The following is a 17,458-nucleotide window of genomic DNA, read 5'->3' as shown; positions in this document are numbered from 1 at the left end:
GATCCCTGTGCCTCCGCCGTCGAAAGGCTTTTGATGGAACTCCGTGAAGACGCCAAGTGGTCGCTCGTCGTCCCCACCTCCATGGGCGTGCGCATCACCCCCGAGGACCGCGCCCCGGTCCACCTGGGTGACCGCTACTTCCTGCAGGCCACGAGCGCGGAGACCAACGTCGCCAGCGTCGTGTCCTACCTGGGCGAGCCCGCCAAGGTGCTGACCGCGTTCGTGGAGGGCTCCCCGATCTCGGCGCTCATCAAGGCCGACCTGCGCAAGCGCGGCATGGCGTACGAGGGCAAGGAGTTCCCCCAGGGCGACGCGTGGGGGTACCGCCACCAGTTCAACATCGCCGACTCCGGCTTCGGCGGCCGCGCGCCGCGCGTGTGGAACGACCGCGCCGGCGAGGTCGGCCGCGACCTGAGCGTCGACCAGTTCGACCTCGAGCGCCTGTTCGGCGACGAGGGCGTCAAGGTGCTCCACCTGTCGGGTCTGATCGCCGCGCTGAGCCCCTCGACCTCGGCGTTCTGCGTCGAGCTGGCCAAGGCCGCCAAGGCGCACGGCACCGCCGTGTCGATGGACCTGAACTACCGCGCCAGCTTCTGGAAGGGCCGCGAGGAGGAGCTGTCCAAGGCGTTCCACGAGATCGCCGAGAACTGCGACATCCTCTACGGCAATGAGGAAGACTTCCAGCTCTGCCTCGGCATCGAGGGCCCCGAGGCCGGCGGCCACTCGATCGACGAGAGCATCGAGGACTTCAAGGCCATGATCGGCCGCATCAAGGAGGCCTACCCCGGCGCCCACTGGATCGGCACGTCGCTGCGCGAGGTCGAGAGCGCCAACCGCCACCAGTGGGGCATCCTGCTGTGGAACGACGGCGAGTTCTACCTCGCCCCGCTGCGCCCGATCGACGTCATGGACCGCATCGGCGGCGGCGACGGCTCGGTGGGCGGCGTGCTGTACGGCGTCCTGCAGGGCTGGAGCGTCGAGCAGTGCGCCCAGTTCGGCTGGGCCACCGGCGCGATGGCCGCGACCTCGCTGCTGGACTACGCGCTGCCGGCCGACGAGAAGCAGGTCTGGGACATGTGGAAGGGCAACGCGCGCGTCCAGCGCTGACGCCTGACGCTGTGCCACGACGGCGCCGACCTCCCGCGGGAGGGCGGCGCCGTCGTCATTTTGCTCCCGCGGCGTGCGCCGCTACAGGAGCCGGGTGCGCTTGAGGCGACGGTTGCTCAGGGCGGCCTGCACCCAGCTCAGGATGGCGCCCACGACCATGAGCAGCAGCGTCAGCCCGCCGGGCGCCACCAGGAAGAACGGCGCGTTGGGCGTCCCGGCGAAGGCGCCGACCACGGCCGCGATCATGCCGAGAACCAGCAGCAGCCACGCCAGCAGCACCAGGCCGAGCCACACGGCCGCCACCGGGTTGCGGCGCGGGTAGGCGCGGAAGAATCCGGAGCCCTGCCGGGGCAGGTACTCCCGCAGCGCGGCGAGGTCGGACCGGTTCACCCCCCAGCACAGACCCGCGCCCGCGCCGAGCATCAGCACGCCCAGCAGCGTGGCGGGCCAGGGGTTGGGGGCGGTGTTGGCGGCGACGGCCGCCACGGCCATGTTCGTCAGGAACACGGTGAAGAAGGTGACGCGGTGCGCCCGCAGCGTGAACTGGGTCACCAGGACATCCAGGATCGCCAGGGTGAACTGCGACCCGCGGGTGCCGGCCAGCACGTCGGCCATCATCTGGGTGCCGGCGCGGCGGTCGCCGCCCCGCACGCTGAGCGTCGCCAGGTTCTGCAGGGCCTGCATGTGGTGGGGGTCGAGCTCGAGCGCCGCGCGGTAGGCGTCCGCGGCCTCGGCGGTCCGCTCGTCGTGCAGCACGTAGCCCAGGGCGAACTGGCCGTCGGCGTCCTCGGGGTCGAGCTGGATCGCCGTCCGCGCCCACTGCTCGGCGTCCTGGGGATGCTTGAGGTCCGACAGCGCCTGCGCCCCCACCGTGTAGGCGCTGACCATGGTGGGGTCCAACTGGAGCCCGCGCTGCAGGGTGCGCACCGCGTCGAGGTGCCGGCCGGTGAACTGGTAGGCGTTGCCGAGGATGTTGTAGCCGGCGGCGAACTCCGGATCGGCCTGCACGGACGCCTCCCCGTGCCGGGCCGCCTCGCCCGGGCGATGCGCGTTGAGGTGTGCGACCGCCATCAGCATCTGGATCGGGGCCGCGGCGCCGGGCTCGGCCGCGAGCAGACGCCCCAGCAGTTCGAGCGCCTGGTCGGGGCGGCCCAGGTCGATCAGCTCGGAGGCGCGCCGCAGCTCCGTCTGGAGTTCCTCGGGCGTCACAGCAGGCGCCTGCGCTGCATGTAGTCCCGCAGGGCGTCGTACTCCCCGCTGCGGTCCGCGTACTCGACCACGTTGCGCGCGGTCTCGAACCACGGCCCCGCGGACGGGCGGACGTCCTTGAGGGCGGCCTGCACGTCGCGCTGCGTGATCGGCTGCGGGGAACCGGTGCGGATGCTGGCCATCATGGCGGCCTCCGCGGCGCTCTCGCACAGGTGCGCCAGGTCGGCGCCGGTGTAGCCGTCGGTCTGCTTGGCCACCCTGGCCAGGTCGAGCCCCTGGGTGGGGCGGTCGGCGAAGCCGTGGCCCAGGATGGCGAGCCGCGCCGCCTCGTCGGGCGGCAGCACCAGCACGGTGCGGTCGAGGCGCCCGGGACGCCGCAGCGCCGGGTCGATGTCCCACGGCGTGTTGGTGGCGGCCAGCACGTAGACGCCCTCGTTGTCGCTGCCGATGCCGTCGAGTTCCTGGAGGAGCTGGTTGACCACGCCGCGGGTGGCGGAGTGCCGGGTCTGGCTGCGCTTCTGGCCGATGGCGTCGATCTCGTCGAGGAAGATCACGCACGGCGTCCGGCCGCGCGCGATCTCGAAGATGCCGTGCAGGTTGGCCTCGGAGTTGCCCACGTACATGTCGAGCACGTCGGTGAGGGTGACGTTGATGAACCGGGCGCCCATCTCGCCGGCGACGGCGCGGGCGATGAAGGTCTTGCCGCAGCCGGGCGGGCCGTACAGCAGCAGGCCGCCGCGCAGGCTCTTGCCGTACATGCTGCGCAGCTCCGGGTTGCGCAGGGGAGCGAGGAACGAGACCTCGAGCCGGTCCTTGACGTCCTGCAGGCCGCCGACGTCGGCGAGGGTGACCTTCGGCTCCTCGACGTCCCACACCTCGTCGGCGGGGGCCGGCTCCTCGCCGTCGCGCAGCGGCTCGGCGATGCCCCCGGTGCCGCGTCCGGACGCCGCGGCGTCCAGCAGGTCGGCGGCGGCGCGATCCCAGTCGTCGGCGTCCTGCGGTTCGACCGCGGGCGTCGGGGCGGAGGCGGGGTCGTCCGTGGCCGCGGCGTCCGGGGCGGGGAACGCCCGGCGGGGTGCCGGCTCGGCGGGGGTGTCGGTGGGCGCGTCGGGGGCGGCCTGCGCCGACGGCGAGCCGCCCAGCGCCCGCGCCATCAGGGCCTGGGCCTCCGCGCTGGTGGGGTCGGTCTGCAGGGCGTAGGCCGCCTGGGCGATGGCCTCGCCCGAGCGGCCCTCGGCCAGCAGCAGGTCGGCCAGGTGCAGCCGCAGCGGCACGTCGTGGGGGGACGCGGCGACGGCCTTCAGCAACGAGTCGATCAGAGGGTTGGGCACCGGCTCATCTTAGGCAACCGGCCGGGCCGGCCGTCCAGCGGCCCCCGTCAGAACCCGCGGTGGTCGGCGAGCAGGTCCTCCACGTCGGCGTCCTCGCCGATGACGTCCACCCGGGCCACCGACATCCGCCCGAACGCGAACAGCAGCAGCTCCGACGGCGTCCCGGCCAGCGTGATGGTGCGGCCGCCCTTGCGCGCCCGCATCCGCTGCGGCACGTCAGTGCGCTCCAGCACGATGCCGGCCGGCGCGTCCCGGAACAGCGCCTTCGCCGTGCGGGCCAGCCCCTTGGCGATCTCGTCCTCGAACTCCCGGGTGGTGGCGCGCGGCCCCTCGCCGTTGGCGCGGCGGACGTCCTCGCAGTGCACGAAGAACTCCCCGGTATTGGCCAGGTCGTCGACGCCGGGCAGCGAGAACACCGAGACCGGCCCGGGGCCCTTGCGGATCCGCTGGACCAGCTCGGCGTAGTGCCAGCGGCGCATCAGCTGCTCGGTCCGCGTCCTGGTCACCTCGGCCAGGGCGGGGATCAGGATGCCCGTCGCCGCGGCGGGGTCGTTCTCGCGCAGCCACAGGTGCGCGGCCAGGTCGTGGGCGTCCCAGCCCTCGCACAGCGTGGGGGCCTGCGGCCCGACGGCGTCCAGCGCGTCACACAACGCGTCTCGTTCCTGCTGCGCGAATCCCATGGCCGCCACCCTAGTCCGCGGGGCAGGCCGCGCCGGGGCGGTCCCAGACGCCGTGGAACAATGGCGGGCATGTCCGACGTGCTCGATCCCGCGATCGCGGGCGCCCTGAAGCGCAACGCCGACGGCCTCGTCGCCGCCGTGACCCAGGACGCCGCCACCGGCGCCGTCCTGATGCAGGCGTGGATGAACGACGAGGCGCTGGCGCGCACGCTGGCGACCCGCGAGGCGACCTACTGGTCCCGGTCGCGCGGCGAGCTGTGGGTCAAGGGCGCCACCAGCGGACACACCCAGCACGTGCGCTCGGTGCGCCTGGACTGCGACGGCGACACCGTCCTGTTGAGCGTCGACCAGGTCGGCGCCGCGTGCCACACCGGCGACGCGACCTGCTTCGACGCCCGCATCCTGCTGGGGGAGCAGGCATGAGCGCCGTCACCCCCGACCTGGCCGGGTTCCGCGCGGCGGCGGCGGACGGCCGCCGGGTCATCAGCGTCTGGACGCGGCTGCTCGCCGACGACCTCACTCCCGTGGGGCTGTACCACCACCTGTGCGGCGACCGCGTCAACACGTTCCTGCTCGAGTCCGCGGAGGCGGGTGTGTTCTCCCGCTACTCGATCGTCGGGGTGAACTCCGCCGCGGTGCTGTCCGAGCGCGACGGGCAGGCGCACTGGGACGGCCGCGCGCTCGCCCACCTGCCGCAGGACGGCGACCCCCTCGACGCCCTGGCGGCGGCCCTGGAGCGCCTCCACACCCCGCTCGATCCGGAACTCCCACCGCTGAGCTCCGGGATGGTCGGCTACCTGGGCTACGACATCGTGCGGCGGCTGGAGAAGCTGCCCGACGCCAACCCCGACGACCTGCACATCCCCGAGCTCGTCATGATGCTCGCCTCCGACCTGGCGGTCCTGGACCACCACACCGGGCAGGTGTGGCTGATCGCCAACGCCGTCAACTTCGACGACACCGACGAGCGCCTCGAGGCGGCGCACGCGGACGCCGTCGCGCGCGTCGAGGCGATGGTGGCACGGCTCGCCGAGCCGGCGCAGCCCCTGGTTTCGCTGCCGCTGACCGAGCCCGACGACCTGGGCGCCACGAGGCAGCGCACCCCGGCCGAGTTCGAGGCCGCGGTGCTGGAGGCCGTGGAGGACATCAAGGCGGGCGAGGCCTTCCAGATCGTCGTCAGCCAGCGGTTCGAGGCGCCGTGCGACGCCGACGCCCTCGACGTGTACCGGGTGCTGCGGCTGGGCAACCCCAGCCCGTACCTGTACCTGCTGCGCCTGGCGGACTGCTCGATCGTCGGGTCGAGCCCCGAGGCGCTGGTCACGGTGCAGGACCGCCACGTCCTGACCCATCCGATCGCCGGCTCGCAGCCGCGGGGGACGACCGCGGAGGAGGACGCCGCCCACGAGGCGAAGCTGGCCTCCGACCCCAAGGAGCGCGCCGAGCACCTCATGCTCGTCGACCTGGGGCGCAACGATCTGGGCCGGGTGTGCGTGCCCGGCACCGTCACGGTCGTGGAGTTCATGAAGGTGCGCCGCTACAGCCACATCATGCACCTGGAGTCCACGGTGACCGGGACGCTCAGCCCGGGCCGCACCGCCCTGGAGGCGACGCTGTCCTGCTTCCCCGCCGGGACGCTGTCGGGCGCCCCCAAGGTGCGCGCCATGGAGATCATCGACTCCCTCGAGGTCTCGCGCCGCGGACTGTACGGCGGCGTGGTCGGCTACTTCGATTTCGCCGGGAACTCCGACGTCGCGATCGCGATCCGGACCGCGGTCCTGAAGGACGGCCGCGCCTACGTGCAGGCCGGCGGGGGCATCGTCGCCGACTCGGTGCCCGCCGCGGAGGACCTGGAGTCCCGGAACAAGGCCGCGGCCGCGCTGCGCGCGGTGGCGGTGGCGTCCCAGGTGCGCCGGATCGCCGATGCGTGATCCCCGGCTCGCGCTCGCCGTCGCGGCGCTGGCCGGGCTGCTGGTCGGCGCGCAGGCGCCCTGGTGGACGGTGACGTTCACCGGGCTGACCGGCGCGCAGGGCTCCGGAACCGTGACGGGGGCCGCCGGCACCGGCGGCCTGGCGTCGGTGCTGCCCTCCGTCGCGCTGGCGGCGCTGCTGGCCACGCTGATGCTGCGCCGGCTCGGCACCCGCGTGATGGCGGTCGCCGCCGCTCTGGTCGGCTCCGGGATGGCGGTGCTGGGGTTCAGCCCGGCGACGCCGGTTTCGGAGGCCGTCCAGGAGACGGTGCAGGGGGCGGCCCTGGCCACCATGACCGACCCGGTCGCCACCGCGTGGCCGATCGTCTACGGTGTGCTCGGCGTCGGGGTCGCGGCGGCGTCCGCCTGGCTGTTCGCCCGGCCGCCCGTGCGGCGGCGAGGGACCGCGCAGCGCGCGGCGGACGTGACAGACCCGCTGGAGGCTTGGAAAGCTATGGACGCGGGGGAGGATCCCACGCGCAGCAGTGAGGAGCCGGGGGACCGCCCCGCACCGGGAGAAGGAGAACGCCCATGACCGTTCAGGGTGAGAAGTACCATCACGGCAGGTCGCCGGCGGGCTGGACCGCGGTGATCATCGCCGGGATCGGCGCCGTCATCGGCACCGTCGGGTTCTTCATGAACATCGCGTGGCCGGTGGTGATCGTCGGCCTGGTCATCATGGCGCTGGCCCCGATCGTCGGCGGCACGATGAGCAAGATGGGTTACGGACAGGAGTAGCACGACATGGGTGTCCTCGACGACATCGTGGTGGGGGTGCGCGAGGACCTCACCGAGCGGCAGGCGCGCGTCGCGCTGCCGCAGTTGCAGGACGCGGTGGCGAACGCGCCCGCGCCCCGCGACATGCTCGCCGCGCTGCGGCGGCCCGGAATGTCGGTGATCGCGGAGGTGAAGCGCAGTTCGCCCTCCAAGGGCGCGCTGGCCGACATCCCCGACCCCGCGGCGCTGGCCGCGCAGTACGCGGCCGGGGGCGCCACCGCGGTCTCCGTGCTCACGGAGAAGCGCCGATTCGGCGGCGATCTGGCCGACCTCGCCGCCGTCCGGGCGGTCGTGGACGTCGGCGTCCTGCGCAAGGAATTCGTGGTCACCGAGTACCAGCTCTGGGAGACCCGCGCCGCCGGCGCGGACCTGGCGCTGCTGATCGTGGCCGCCCTCGACGACGCCGAACTGGCCCGCCTGTACGCCCTGGCCCTCGAGTTGGGCCTGACGCCGCTCGTGGAGGTGCACACCGCCGAGGAGACCCGGCGGGCGGTCGACCTGGGCGCGCGGCTCATCGGGGTCAACAACCGCAACCTCCAGACCCTCGAGGTCGACGTCGCGCAGTTCGAGGCGCTCGCCGACCTCATCCCCGACGACCGGCTCAAGGTGGCCGAGTCGGGGCTGTTCGACGCCGCCGACGTGGCCCGCGTGGCCGCCGCCGGCGCCGACGCCGTCCTGGTCGGCGAGGCCCTGGTCAAGCACGGCGACCCCGGGGCGCCGTGGCCGAGTTCATCGCGGCGGGCACCGCCGCGCAGAGGAAGTGAGGGACGCGTGAGCGAACCGTCAAGCCTGCCCGACAAGGCTGGCCACTACGGCATCTTCGGGGGGCAGTACGTCCCCGAGGCGCTGCACGCGGCCCTCACGGAGCTGGACGCCGCCTTCGACGAGGCGATGGCCGACCCCGCCTTCACCGCCGAACTGGACGCCCTGCGCCGCGAGTACTCGGGCCGCCCGACGCCGATCACCGACCTGCCGCGGCTCTCGCAGCACGCCGGCAACGCCCGGATCGTCGCCAAGCGCGAGGACCTCAACCACACCGGTTCGCACAAGATCAACAACGTGCTCGGGCAGGCGCTGCTCACCAAGCGGATGGGCAAGAAGCGCGTCATCGCCGAGACCGGCGCCGGCCAGCACGGCGTCGCGACCGCGACGGCGGCGGCGCTGCTCGGCCTGGAGTGCCGGGTGTTCATGGGCAAGGTCGACACCGACCGGCAGGCGCTCAACGTCGCCCGCATGCAGTTGCTCGGCGCCGAGGTGATCGCCGTGGAGTCCGGATCGGCGACGCTGAAGGACGCCATGAACGAGGCGATGCGCGACTGGGTCGCCACCGTCGACCACACCCACTACCTGATCGGGACCGTCGCCGGCCCGGCGCCCTTCCCCCGGATGGTGCGGGAGTTCCAGCGTGTGATCTCCACCGAGGCCCGCGCCCAGCTGCTGGAGAAGTACGGCGAGCTGCCGTACGCGGTCGCGGCCTGCATCGGCGGCGGCTCCAACGCCATGGGCATGTTCGCCGACTTCGTCGCCGACCCCGAGGTCGCGCTGTACGGCTTCGAGGCCGAGGGCGACGGCATCGACACCGGACGCCACGCGGCGTCCATCAACGGCGGCCACGTCGGCGTCCTGCACGGGATGCGCACCTACGTCCTGCAGGACGAGGACGGCCAGACCGTCGAGTCGCACTCGATCTCGGCCGGCCTGGACTACCCGGGCGTCGGCCCCGAGCACGCCTGGCTGGCCGCGTCCGGACGCGCGCACTACGAGCCCGTCACCGACGCGGACGCCATGGCCGCGTTCGAGCTCATCACGCGCACCGAGGGGATCCTGCCGGCGATCGAGTCGGCGCACGGGGTCGCCGGGGCGCTGCGCCTGGGGCGCCGGCTCGCCCAGGAGCAGCCCGACCTGCACCCGCTGATCTGCGTGTGCCTGTCGGGCCGCGGCGACAAGGACGTGAGCACGGCCCTGAGCTGGTTCGGCCTCGACGGCACCCCCGACCAGACGGTGGGAGGGTTCTGATGACGTTCACCGACCCCGGCCGATCCGGGCGGGCGCTCCTGGACGCCAAGGCCGAGGGCCGCGCGGCGCTGGTCGGCTACCTGCCGGTCGGCTACCCCGACGTGCCCACCTCGCTGGAGGCGCTGAAGGCCATCTGCGGCGAGCGCGACGCCCCGGGCGTCGACCTCGTGGAGCTGGGCCTGCCGTACTCGGACCCGATGATGGACGGCCCGGTCATCCAGCGCGCCGGCACGACGGCGCTGCGCCGCGGCGTCCGGACCCGCGACGTGTTCTCCGCGGTCGAGGCGGTCGCGTCCACCGGGACCCAGGCGGTCTGCATGACGTACTGGAGCCTGGTCGACCGGTACGGCGTCGACGCCTTCGCGCGCGACTTCGCCAACGCGGGCGGCGCGGGCCTCATCACCCCCGACCTGACCCCCGACGAGGCCGACGAGTGGTTCGCCGCCTCGGACGCCCACGACCTGGACCGGATCTTCCTGGTGGCGCCGAGCTCCACCGACGAGCGCATCGTCAGCACCACCCGCGCCTGCCGCGGCTGGGTCTACGCCACCGCCGTGATGGGCGTCACCGGCGCCCGGCAGCAGACCTCGTCGGCCGCGCCCGAGCTGGTCGCGCGGCTGCGCGCGCTCGCGCCGGACACCCTGGTGGGCGTCGGCCTGGGCGTCAGCAACGGCGCGCAGGCGGCGGAGGTCGGCTCGTTCGCCGACGCCGTCATCGTGGGCTCCGCGCTGGTGAAGACGCTGCTCGCCGCGGAGGACGCGGGCACGCCCGGCGACTTCGCCGCGCTGCGGGGCGTCGTGGCCGACCTCGCGGCCGGCGTCCGGGGAGCCTGACCATGCTGCTCTCGATCCCCAGCCCCCCGATCAGCCAGTTCCAGCTCGGCCCGCTGACCATCCACATCTACGCGCTGTGCCTCATGACGGGCATGGTCGTCGCGTGGTGGCTCGGCTCGCGCCGCTGGGTGGCCCGCGGTGGCCGCACCGAGACCTTCGAGACGATCGTGCTCTGGGCGATCCCGTCCGGCATCGTCGGCGCCCGGATCTACCACGTGCTGACGCACTGGGGCGACTACTTCGGCCCCGGCCGCAACCCGTGGAGCGCGTTCTTCATCTGGGAGGGCGGCATCGCGATCTTCGGCTCGCTGATCGGCGGCGCGATCGGCGCCATCATCGCCTGCCGGCTCACCGGCGCCCGGATGACGGCCTTCGCCGACGTGCTGGCGCCCGGGCTGATCCTGGCCCAGGCCATCGGCCGGTTCGGGAACTGGTTCAACCAGGAACTGTTCGGCGGGCCGGACGACGGCCCGCTCGGCCTGGAGATCGACCCGGCGCACCGGCCGCCCGGCTTCGAGGACGTCGCCACCTTCCAACCGACCTTCCTGTACGAGATGAGCTGGAACGTCGCCGGGGCGCTGCTGCTGCTCTGGCTCGACCGGCGGTTCCGGTTCGGGTGGGGCAAGCTGTTCGCCCTCTACATGGTGATCTACGGCAGCGGCCGGTTCTGGATCGAGGGCATCCGCACGGACTTCAGCTACATGATCGGCCCGCTGCGCACCAACCAGGTGACGGCGCTTCTCATCGCGGTCGCCGGCCTGATCCTCTTCGTGGTGCTGAGCCGGCTCAAGCGCGGTCGCGAGCCCTGGGTCGAGCGCAGGGGAGTGGGCGGGCCCGACGAGCCCGAAGCCGAGGACGACCCCTCCGAAGCCAGCCCCGCGACGGACGACGCCCCCGCGCCCTCGTCGAAGAAGGGTTCCCCGCCCCCCGACGCGTGACCCACGTCGGGCCCCCGTCGACACACCCCTCGTCCGCCCGGATCCCGGCGCTGACGAGGGGTGTCGCCGTCCGGGACCGTGCCCCAGGGGCGTCCGTGCGGCGCGGCCGCGAGCGCCCGGACACCGTTCCAGAATCCGGACGCGGCAGACGACGTGTTGTGAATCCGCGCCCCCGTGCCCTTATTCTGCTGCTGCGCCCATGCGGTGTGGCCAGGAGGTCGTCGATCCGGCGGCTGCCACAGAGCCCGCGGGAATGGAGACACAAATGAACATTTTTCCCCACAGGCCCGATGAGGGCCTCTACCGGCATGACTTCGAGCATGACGCCTGCGGCGTCGCGTTCGTCGCCAGGCTGAGCGGCGAACCGAGCCACGAGATCGTGGCCCAGGGGCTGCTCGCCCTGGAGAACCTCGACCACCGAGGTGCCACCGGCGCCGACGAGCGCGCCGGTGACGGAGCGGGCATGCTGCTCCAGATCCCTGACCACCTGTTCCGCGAGACGGTGGATTTCGACCTGCCCGCGGCCGGCCATTACGCCGTCGGGCTGGCGTTCCTGCCGCGCGAGGACGCCGCGCGCACCGAGGCCAAGCACCGCATCGAGTACCTCGCGATCGAGGAGGGCCTGCGCGTGCTCGGCTGGCGTCCCGTCCCGACGCGCGACGACACGCTGAGCCCCATCTCCCGGGCCGTGATGCCGCACTTCGAGCAGTTGTTCGTCACCGGACGCCGCGGCACCGGCGGCATCGATCTGGACCGCCATGTCTACCCGCTGCGCAAGCGCGCCGAGCACGAGACCGGCACCTACTTCGCGTCGCTGTCGGCCCGGACGGTCGTCTACAAGGGGATGCTCACCACCCAGCAACTCGGCGAGGTGTTCGGCGACCTGACCGACGAGCGCACCGCCTCGGCGCTGGCGCTGGTGCACTCCCGGTTCTCCACCAACACCTTCCCGTCGTGGGAGCTGGCGCACCCGTACCGGCTCCTGGCGCACAACGGCGAGATCAACACCGTCAAGGGCAACCGCAACTGGATGCGGGCCCGCGAGGCGCTGCTCGAGACCGACCTCATCCCGGGCGACCTGAGTCGGCTGTTCCCCATCTGCAACCCCGACGGGTCGGACTCGGCGTCCTTCGATGAGGTGCTCGAGCTGCTGCACCTGGGCGGCCGCTCCCTGCCGCACGCCGTGCTGATGATGATCCCCGAGGCGTGGGAGAACAACGCCGAGATGGACGCCGCCCGGCGCGACTTCTACTCGTTCCACAGCTCGGTCATGGAGCCCTGGGACGGCCCGGCGGCCGTCTGCTTCACCGACGGCACCCAGATCGGCGCCACCCTGGACCGCAACGGCCTGCGCCCCGGCCGGTACTGGGTGACCGACGACGGGCTGGTGGTGTTCGCGTCCGAGGCCGGCGTCCTGCCGATCGAGCCGGAGCGCGTCGTCCGCAAGGGACGCCTCCAGCCGGGCCGCATGCTCCTGGTCGACCTGGCCGAGCACCGCCTGATCGACGACGACGAGATCAAGTCGACGCTCGCCGCCGCGCAGCCCTACGGCGCCTGGATCACCGAGCGGCTCGAACTCTCCGACCTGCCCGAGCGGCAGCACGTCGTGCACAGCCACGCGTCGGTGACGCGGCGCCAGCAGGTCTTCGGCTTCACCCACGAGGAGCTGAAGATGATCGTCGCGCCCATGGCGCAGACGGGCGCCGAGCCGATCGGCTCGATGGGCTCGGACACCCCGCTCGCCGTGCTCTCGGACCGGCCGCGCCTGCTGTTCGACTACTTCACCCAGCTGTTCGCCCAGGTGACGAACCCGCCGCTGGACGCCATCCGCGAGGAGCTCGTCACGAGCCTGCGGGCGTCGTTCGGCCCCGAGGCCAACCTGCTGTCCGCCGGGCCGGAGTCCTGCCAGCAGATCGTCATCGGCTACCCGGTGCTCGACTCCGACGAGCTCGCCAAGCTCGTCCGGATCAACCGCGACGGCACGCAGCCGCAGTTCGAGGCGCACGTCGTCCGCGGGCTGTACCGGCTGCTCGGCGGGGCCGAGGAACTCGAGCGCCGGCTGGCGGAGATCTGCGCCGAGGTCAGCGAGGCCATCGCGAACGGCTGCCGCACGATCGTGTTGTCCGACCGGCACTCCAACATCGACATGGCGCCCATCCCGTCGTTGCTGCTCACGGCGGCGGTCCACCACCACCTCGTCCGGGAGAAGACCCGCACGCAGGTGGGGCTGATCGTCGAGGCGGGCGACGTCCGCGAGGTGCACCACGTGGCGCTGCTGATCGGCTTCGGCGCCGCGGCGGTGAACCCGTACCTGGTGTTCGAGACGGCCGAGGACCTGGCCCGGCACGACATGTTCGTGACGGTCGACCCGGAGAAGGCGGTCACCAACGTCCGCAAGGCCCTGGGCAAGGGCGTGCTGAAGGTGATGTCCAAGATGGGCGTCTCCACGATCGCCTCCTACGCCGGCGCGCAGATCTACGAGGCGGTCGGCCTGTCGTCCGCGCTCGTCGAGAAGTACTTCACCGGGACGCCCAGCCGCGTCGAGGGCATCGGGCTGGAGCAGATCGCCCGCGAGATCCAGTCCCGCCACGACATCGGCTACCCCGTCGACCGCCGCACCCTGCCGCACCGCACCCTGGACGAGGGTGGGGAGTACAAGTGGCGCCGCGAGGGCCCGGCGCACCTCTTCGACCCCGAGACCGTGTTCCGGCTGCAGCACTCGACGCGCCAGAAGCGCTACGACATCTTCCAGCAGTACACCGCCCGGGTGAACGACCAGTCCCGCCGGCTGATGACGGTGCGCGGCCTGCTCGACTTCGACACGACCCGCACCCCGGTGCCGCTGGAGGAGGTCGAGCCGGTCAGCGAGATCGTCAAGCGGTTCTCCACCGGCGCGATGAGCTACGGCTCCATCAGCCTGGAGGCGCACGAGACCCTGGCGATCGCGATGAACCGGCTGGGCGCCAAGTCCAACACCGGCGAGGGCGGCGAGGATCCCGAGCGGCTGCACGACCCGGCCCGCCGGTCGGCGATCAAGCAGGTGGCCTCGGGTCGCTTCGGCGTCACGAGCGACTACCTGACCAACGCCGACGACATCCAGATCAAGATGGCCCAGGGCGCCAAGCCCGGCGAAGGCGGCCAGCTGCCCGGCCAGAAGGTGTACCCGTGGGTCGCCCGGACCCGGCACTCGACGCCGGGCGTGGGGCTGATCAGCCCGCCGCCGCACCACGACATCTACTCGATCGAGGACCTCAAGCAGCTCATCCACGATCTGAAGTGCGCCAACCCCGTGGCGCGCATCCACGTCAAGCTCGTCGCCGAGGTCGGCGTCGGGACGGTCGCCGCCGGGGTCAGCAAGGCCAAGGCGGACGTCGTCCTGATCTCGGGCCACGACGGCGGCACCGGCGCGGCGCCGCTCACCTCGCTCAAGCACGCGGGCGGCCCGTGGGAACTCGGCCTGGCCGAGACGCAGCAGACCCTGCTGCTCAACGGGTTGCGCGACCGGATCGTCGTGCAGGTGGACGGCCAGCTCAAGACCGGCCGCGACGTCGTGATCGGGGCGCTGCTCGGCGCCGAGGAGTTCGGCTTCGCCACCGCCCCGCTGGTGGTCAGCGGCTGCATCATGATGCGCGTGTGCCACCTCGACACCTGCCCGGTCGGCGTCGCCACCCAGAACCCCGACCTGCGCGCCCGCTACTCCGGCCACGCCGACTTCGTGGTGAACTTCTTCGAGTTCATCGCCGAGGAGGTCCGCGAGCACCTGGCGATGCTGGGCTTCCGCTCCATCGAGGAGGCCGTCGGTCACGTCGAGGCGCTGCGGACCAGGGACGCGATCGAGCACTGGAAGGCCGAGGGCCTGGATCTGAGCCCGATCCTGCACCGCGTCGAGACCGACGGGCCGCTGCACCGGGTCACCACCCAGGATCACGGCCTGGCCGCCAAGCTCGACAACGACCTGATCGCGCAGGCGGCCCCCGCTCTGGAGCGTGGCGAGAAGGTCACGATCACCACGACGGTCAGCAACGTCGACCGCACCGTGGGCACCATGCTCGGCAACGCCGTCACCAGGGCGACGCTCGGCAAGGGGCTGCCCGAGGACACCATCGACGTGACGTTCACCGGCACGGGCGGGCAGAGCTTCGGCGCCTTCCTGCCGCGCGGGGTCACGCTGCGCCTGGTGGGCGACACGAACGACTACTTCGGCAAGGGGCTCTCGGGCGGACGCCTGTCCGTGCGGCCCGACGAGGCGTCCCGCTTCGTCGCCGAGGAGGAGATCATCGCCGGCAACGTCATCGGCTACGGCGCCACCTCGGGCGAGCTGTACATCCGGGGCAGGTGGGCGAGCGGTTCTGCGTCCGCAACTCCGGGGCGTCCGCGGTCGTCGAGGGCGTGGGCGACCACGCCTGCGAGTACATGACCGGCGGCGAGGCGCTGATCCTCGGCCCGACCGGGCGCAACGTCGCCGCGGGCATGTCCGGCGGCCTGGCGTGGATCCTCGACCTGGACGCCGCCCGGCTCAACACCGAGCTCGTGGACGCCGCCGAGCTGACCGACTCCGACATCGACCGCATCGAGACGCTGCTGCGCAAGCACGCCGAGGCCACGGGGTCGCCCGTCGCCCAAGGGCTGCTGGACGCCGGCGCGGCGTCCTGGCGCGATCGGTTCACCAAGGTGCTCCCGCGCGACTACGCGCGTGTCATCGCCGCCCGGGAACGGGCCGAGGCCGAGGGCCTCGACGAGCACGACACCACCACCAGGATGATGGAGGCCGCTCATGGCTGATCCGAAGGGTTTCATCAACGTCGCCCGCGAACTCGCGGAGCGGCGCCCCGCCGCCGACCGCGTCCGGGACTGGGACGAGGTCTACCCGGGCTCGCCCGGCCGCGCCGTCCTGCCGATCATCCGGCAGCAGGCGTCCCGCTGCATGGACTGCGGCATCCCGTTCTGCCACCAGGGCTGCCCGCTGGGCAACCTGATCCCCGAGTGGAACGACCTGATCTACAAGGACCAGTGGCGCGAGGCGACCGATCGGCTGCACGCGACCAACAACTTCCCCGAGTTCACCGGACGCCTCTGCCCGGCCCCGTGCGAGACGGCGTGCGTCGTCGGCATCAACCGGGAGCCGGTGACCATCAAGAACGTCGAGGTCGCCATCGCCGACAAGGCGTGGGACGACCGCCGCGTCGTGCCGGTGGTGCCCGAGTGGCACACCAACAAGACCGTCGCCGTGGTCGGTTCCGGCCCCGCCGGGCTGGCCGCCGCGCAGCAGCTGACCCGCGCCGGTCACACGGTGGTGGTCTACGAGCGCAGCGACGACATCGGCGGCCTGCTGCGGTTCGGGATCCCCGAGTTCAAGATGGAGAAGAAGGTCCTCAACCGACGGCTGCGGCAGATGCGGCAGGAGGGCACGGTCTTCAAGTCCCGCACGACGATCGGCGTCGACATCACCGGCGAGCAGCTCCGCGACCGGTTCGACGCGGTCGTGCTGGCCATCGGTTCCACGGTGCCCCGCGACCTGCCGATCCCCGGCCGCGAGCTGAGCGGCATCCACCAGGCGATGGACTTCCTGCCCCAGGCCAACCGCGCGGCGGTGGGCCAGACCGTGGCCGACCAGATCACGGCGGCCGGCAAGCACGTCGTCGTGATCGGCGGCGGCGACACCGGCTCGGACTGCATCGGCACGTCGCTGCGCCAGGGCGCCGCCTCGGTGACGCAGCTGGAGATCCTGCCCACGCCCCCGGAGGGGCGCCCGGCCGGCCAGCCGTGGCCCACCTACCCGATGATCTTCCGGGTCAGCACCTCGCACGAGGAGGGGGACGTCAACCGTCAGTTCGCGGTCTCCACCAGCGAGTTCACCGGCGAGGACGGCCGCGTCACGGCGCTGCGCCTGTCGGAGGTGACGTTCGTGGACGGCAGGCTCACCCCGGTCGAGGGCACCGAGCGGGTCATCCCCGCCGACCTGGTGCTGCTCGCGATGGGCTTCGTCGGCCCGCAGCAGACCGGCGTGGTCGAGGAGCTGGGCGTCGAACTGGACCCCCGGGGCAACATCGCCCGCGGCGCGGACTTCCAGACCTCGGTGCCGGGCGTGTTCGTCGCCGGGGACGCGGGCCGCGGCCAGTCGCTGATCGTGTGGGCCATCGCGGAGGGCCGCAGCGCCGCCAACGGCGTGGACGCCTACCTCCAGGGCAGCTCCAACCTCCCCAAGCCCATCCAGCCCAACGATCGGCCCCTGCTGGTCTGAGGCCCGACTCGAGCCGGACGCCCCCGTTCGCGTCGGCCGCCCGCGTTGCAGCGGGGACGGCTGCGTCGGACGGGGGCGTTTCGCGGCGAACGGGGGCGGCGTCCGGCCGACGGCACCCGCTCAGGGCCCGCCGGGTGGCCCGGGCGACGGGGACGGGATAGGCTGGTCGGTGGCCCGATCGACCTGAGGAGGTGTTGTCCGTGGACGTTCCGGATCACAGTCCGTCACCCACGACGCTCCCGGTCGTGACCTCCCGCGTGCGCTGACGCCCCCAGGGGCTGGCCGCCGGCGGTGACATCTGGGCGCGTCGCCCCGCCAACCACGCCGCACCCGCGGCCGCATCACGCGCGGCCGCAGAC

General features: G+C 72.6%; 12 protein-coding genes and 2 pseudogenes. 11 read left to right on the top strand and 3 right to left on the bottom strand.

Features of this window, described 5'->3' with window-relative positions; genetic code table 11:
- Positions 1-33: 33 nt before the first annotated feature.
- The gene (locus G7070_RS16730; protein ID WP_166234681.1) at positions 34-1,107 is read left to right on the top strand and encodes a PfkB family carbohydrate kinase; all 1,074 of its coding nucleotides are present in this window, start codon (positions 34-36) and stop codon (positions 1,105-1,107) included.
- Positions 1,108-1,188: 81 nt separating this feature from the next.
- Here the strand turns inward: G7070_RS16730 and G7070_RS16725 are convergent, their stop codons facing one another.
- From G7070_RS16725 to G7070_RS16715, 3 genes are read right to left on the bottom strand one after another with little or no spacing between them, the layout of a single operon-like run.
- The gene (locus tag G7070_RS16725) at positions 1,189-2,316 is read right to left on the bottom strand and encodes a tetratricopeptide repeat protein (protein WP_166234680.1); all 1,128 of its coding nucleotides are present in this window, start codon (positions 2,314-2,316) and stop codon (positions 1,189-1,191) included.
- Positions 2,313-3,647 carry an ATP-binding protein gene (locus G7070_RS16720; RefSeq protein WP_166234679.1) on the bottom strand — a complete coding sequence of 445 codons (1,335 nt, stop codon included), beginning with the start codon at positions 3,645-3,647 and terminating at the stop codon, positions 2,313-2,315. Before G7070_RS16720 ends, G7070_RS16725 begins: the two co-directional genes overlap by 4 nt.
- A 47-nt stretch (positions 3,648-3,694) precedes the next feature.
- Positions 3,695-4,327, bottom strand: a complete 633-nt coding sequence (locus G7070_RS16715) for a TIGR03085 family metal-binding protein (RefSeq protein WP_166234678.1) — start codon at positions 4,325-4,327, stop codon at positions 3,695-3,697.
- Between the two features lie 69 nt (positions 4,328-4,396).
- Here G7070_RS16715 and hisI point away from each other — a divergent pair, with 69 nt between their 5' ends.
- The 10 genes and pseudogenes from hisI (at position 4,397) to G7070_RS16670 (ending at position 17,099) form a co-directional block, all read left to right on the top strand.
- Positions 4,397-4,750 (top strand): phosphoribosyl-AMP cyclohydrolase, encoded by a 354-nt coding sequence (hisI, locus tag G7070_RS16710; RefSeq protein WP_166234677.1) that lies wholly within the window; start codon positions 4,397-4,399, stop codon positions 4,748-4,750.
- Positions 4,747-6,255: an anthranilate synthase component I gene (locus tag G7070_RS16705; protein ID WP_166234676.1), complete on the top strand. Its 1,509-nt coding sequence runs from the start codon at positions 4,747-4,749 to the stop codon at positions 6,253-6,255. Before hisI ends, G7070_RS16705 begins: the two co-directional genes overlap by 4 nt.
- Positions 6,248-6,829, top strand: coding sequence for a Trp biosynthesis-associated membrane protein (locus G7070_RS16700; RefSeq protein WP_166234675.1), 582 nt, complete (start codon positions 6,248-6,250; stop codon positions 6,827-6,829). Before G7070_RS16705 ends, G7070_RS16700 begins: the two co-directional genes overlap by 8 nt.
- A complete protein-coding gene (locus G7070_RS16695) occupies positions 6,826-7,032 on the top strand; it encodes an HGxxPAAW family protein (RefSeq protein ID WP_166234674.1) in 207 nt (68 codons plus the stop codon). The genes G7070_RS16700 and G7070_RS16695 overlap by 4 nt, the downstream gene beginning before the upstream one ends.
- Before the next feature lie 6 nt (positions 7,033-7,038).
- Positions 7,039-7,725 (top strand): annotated as a pseudogene (locus tag G7070_RS18125) (indole-3-glycerol phosphate synthase TrpC); the annotation flags it as partial.
- A 117-nt stretch (positions 7,726-7,842) separates the two neighbouring features.
- Entirely contained in the window at positions 7,843-9,087 is a 1,245-nt protein-coding gene (gene trpB / locus G7070_RS18120; protein WP_206080159.1) for a tryptophan synthase subunit beta, read from the top strand.
- Complete coding sequence (gene trpA / locus G7070_RS16685; RefSeq protein ID WP_166234672.1) at positions 9,087-9,920, top strand: tryptophan synthase subunit alpha; 834 nt, start codon at positions 9,087-9,089, stop codon at positions 9,918-9,920. The genes trpB and trpA overlap by 1 nt, the downstream gene beginning before the upstream one ends.
- A 2-nt stretch (positions 9,921-9,922) precedes the next feature.
- Positions 9,923-10,858 carry a prolipoprotein diacylglyceryl transferase gene (lgt, locus tag G7070_RS16680; RefSeq protein WP_166234671.1) on the top strand — a complete coding sequence of 312 codons (936 nt, stop codon included), beginning with the start codon at positions 9,923-9,925 and terminating at the stop codon, positions 10,856-10,858.
- Positions 10,859-11,123: 265 nt separating this feature from the next.
- Positions 11,124-15,640 (top strand): annotated as a pseudogene (gene gltB / locus G7070_RS16675) (glutamate synthase large subunit).
- Positions 15,633-17,099, top strand: coding sequence for a glutamate synthase subunit beta (locus G7070_RS16670; protein ID WP_166234670.1), 1,467 nt, complete (start codon positions 15,633-15,635; stop codon positions 17,097-17,099). The pseudogene gltB and the gene G7070_RS16670 overlap by 8 nt, the downstream one beginning before the upstream one ends.
- The last annotated feature ends 359 nt before the right edge of the window (positions 17,100-17,458 follow it).

It is taken from the genome of Propioniciclava coleopterorum (genome assembly GCF_011393335.1).
GTDB classification, from domain to species: domain Bacteria; phylum Actinomycetota; class Actinomycetes; order Propionibacteriales; family Propionibacteriaceae; genus Propioniciclava; species Propioniciclava coleopterorum.
Note: the sequence above shows the minus strand (reverse complement) of the source record. Positions and strands in the feature narration are given on the sequence as shown.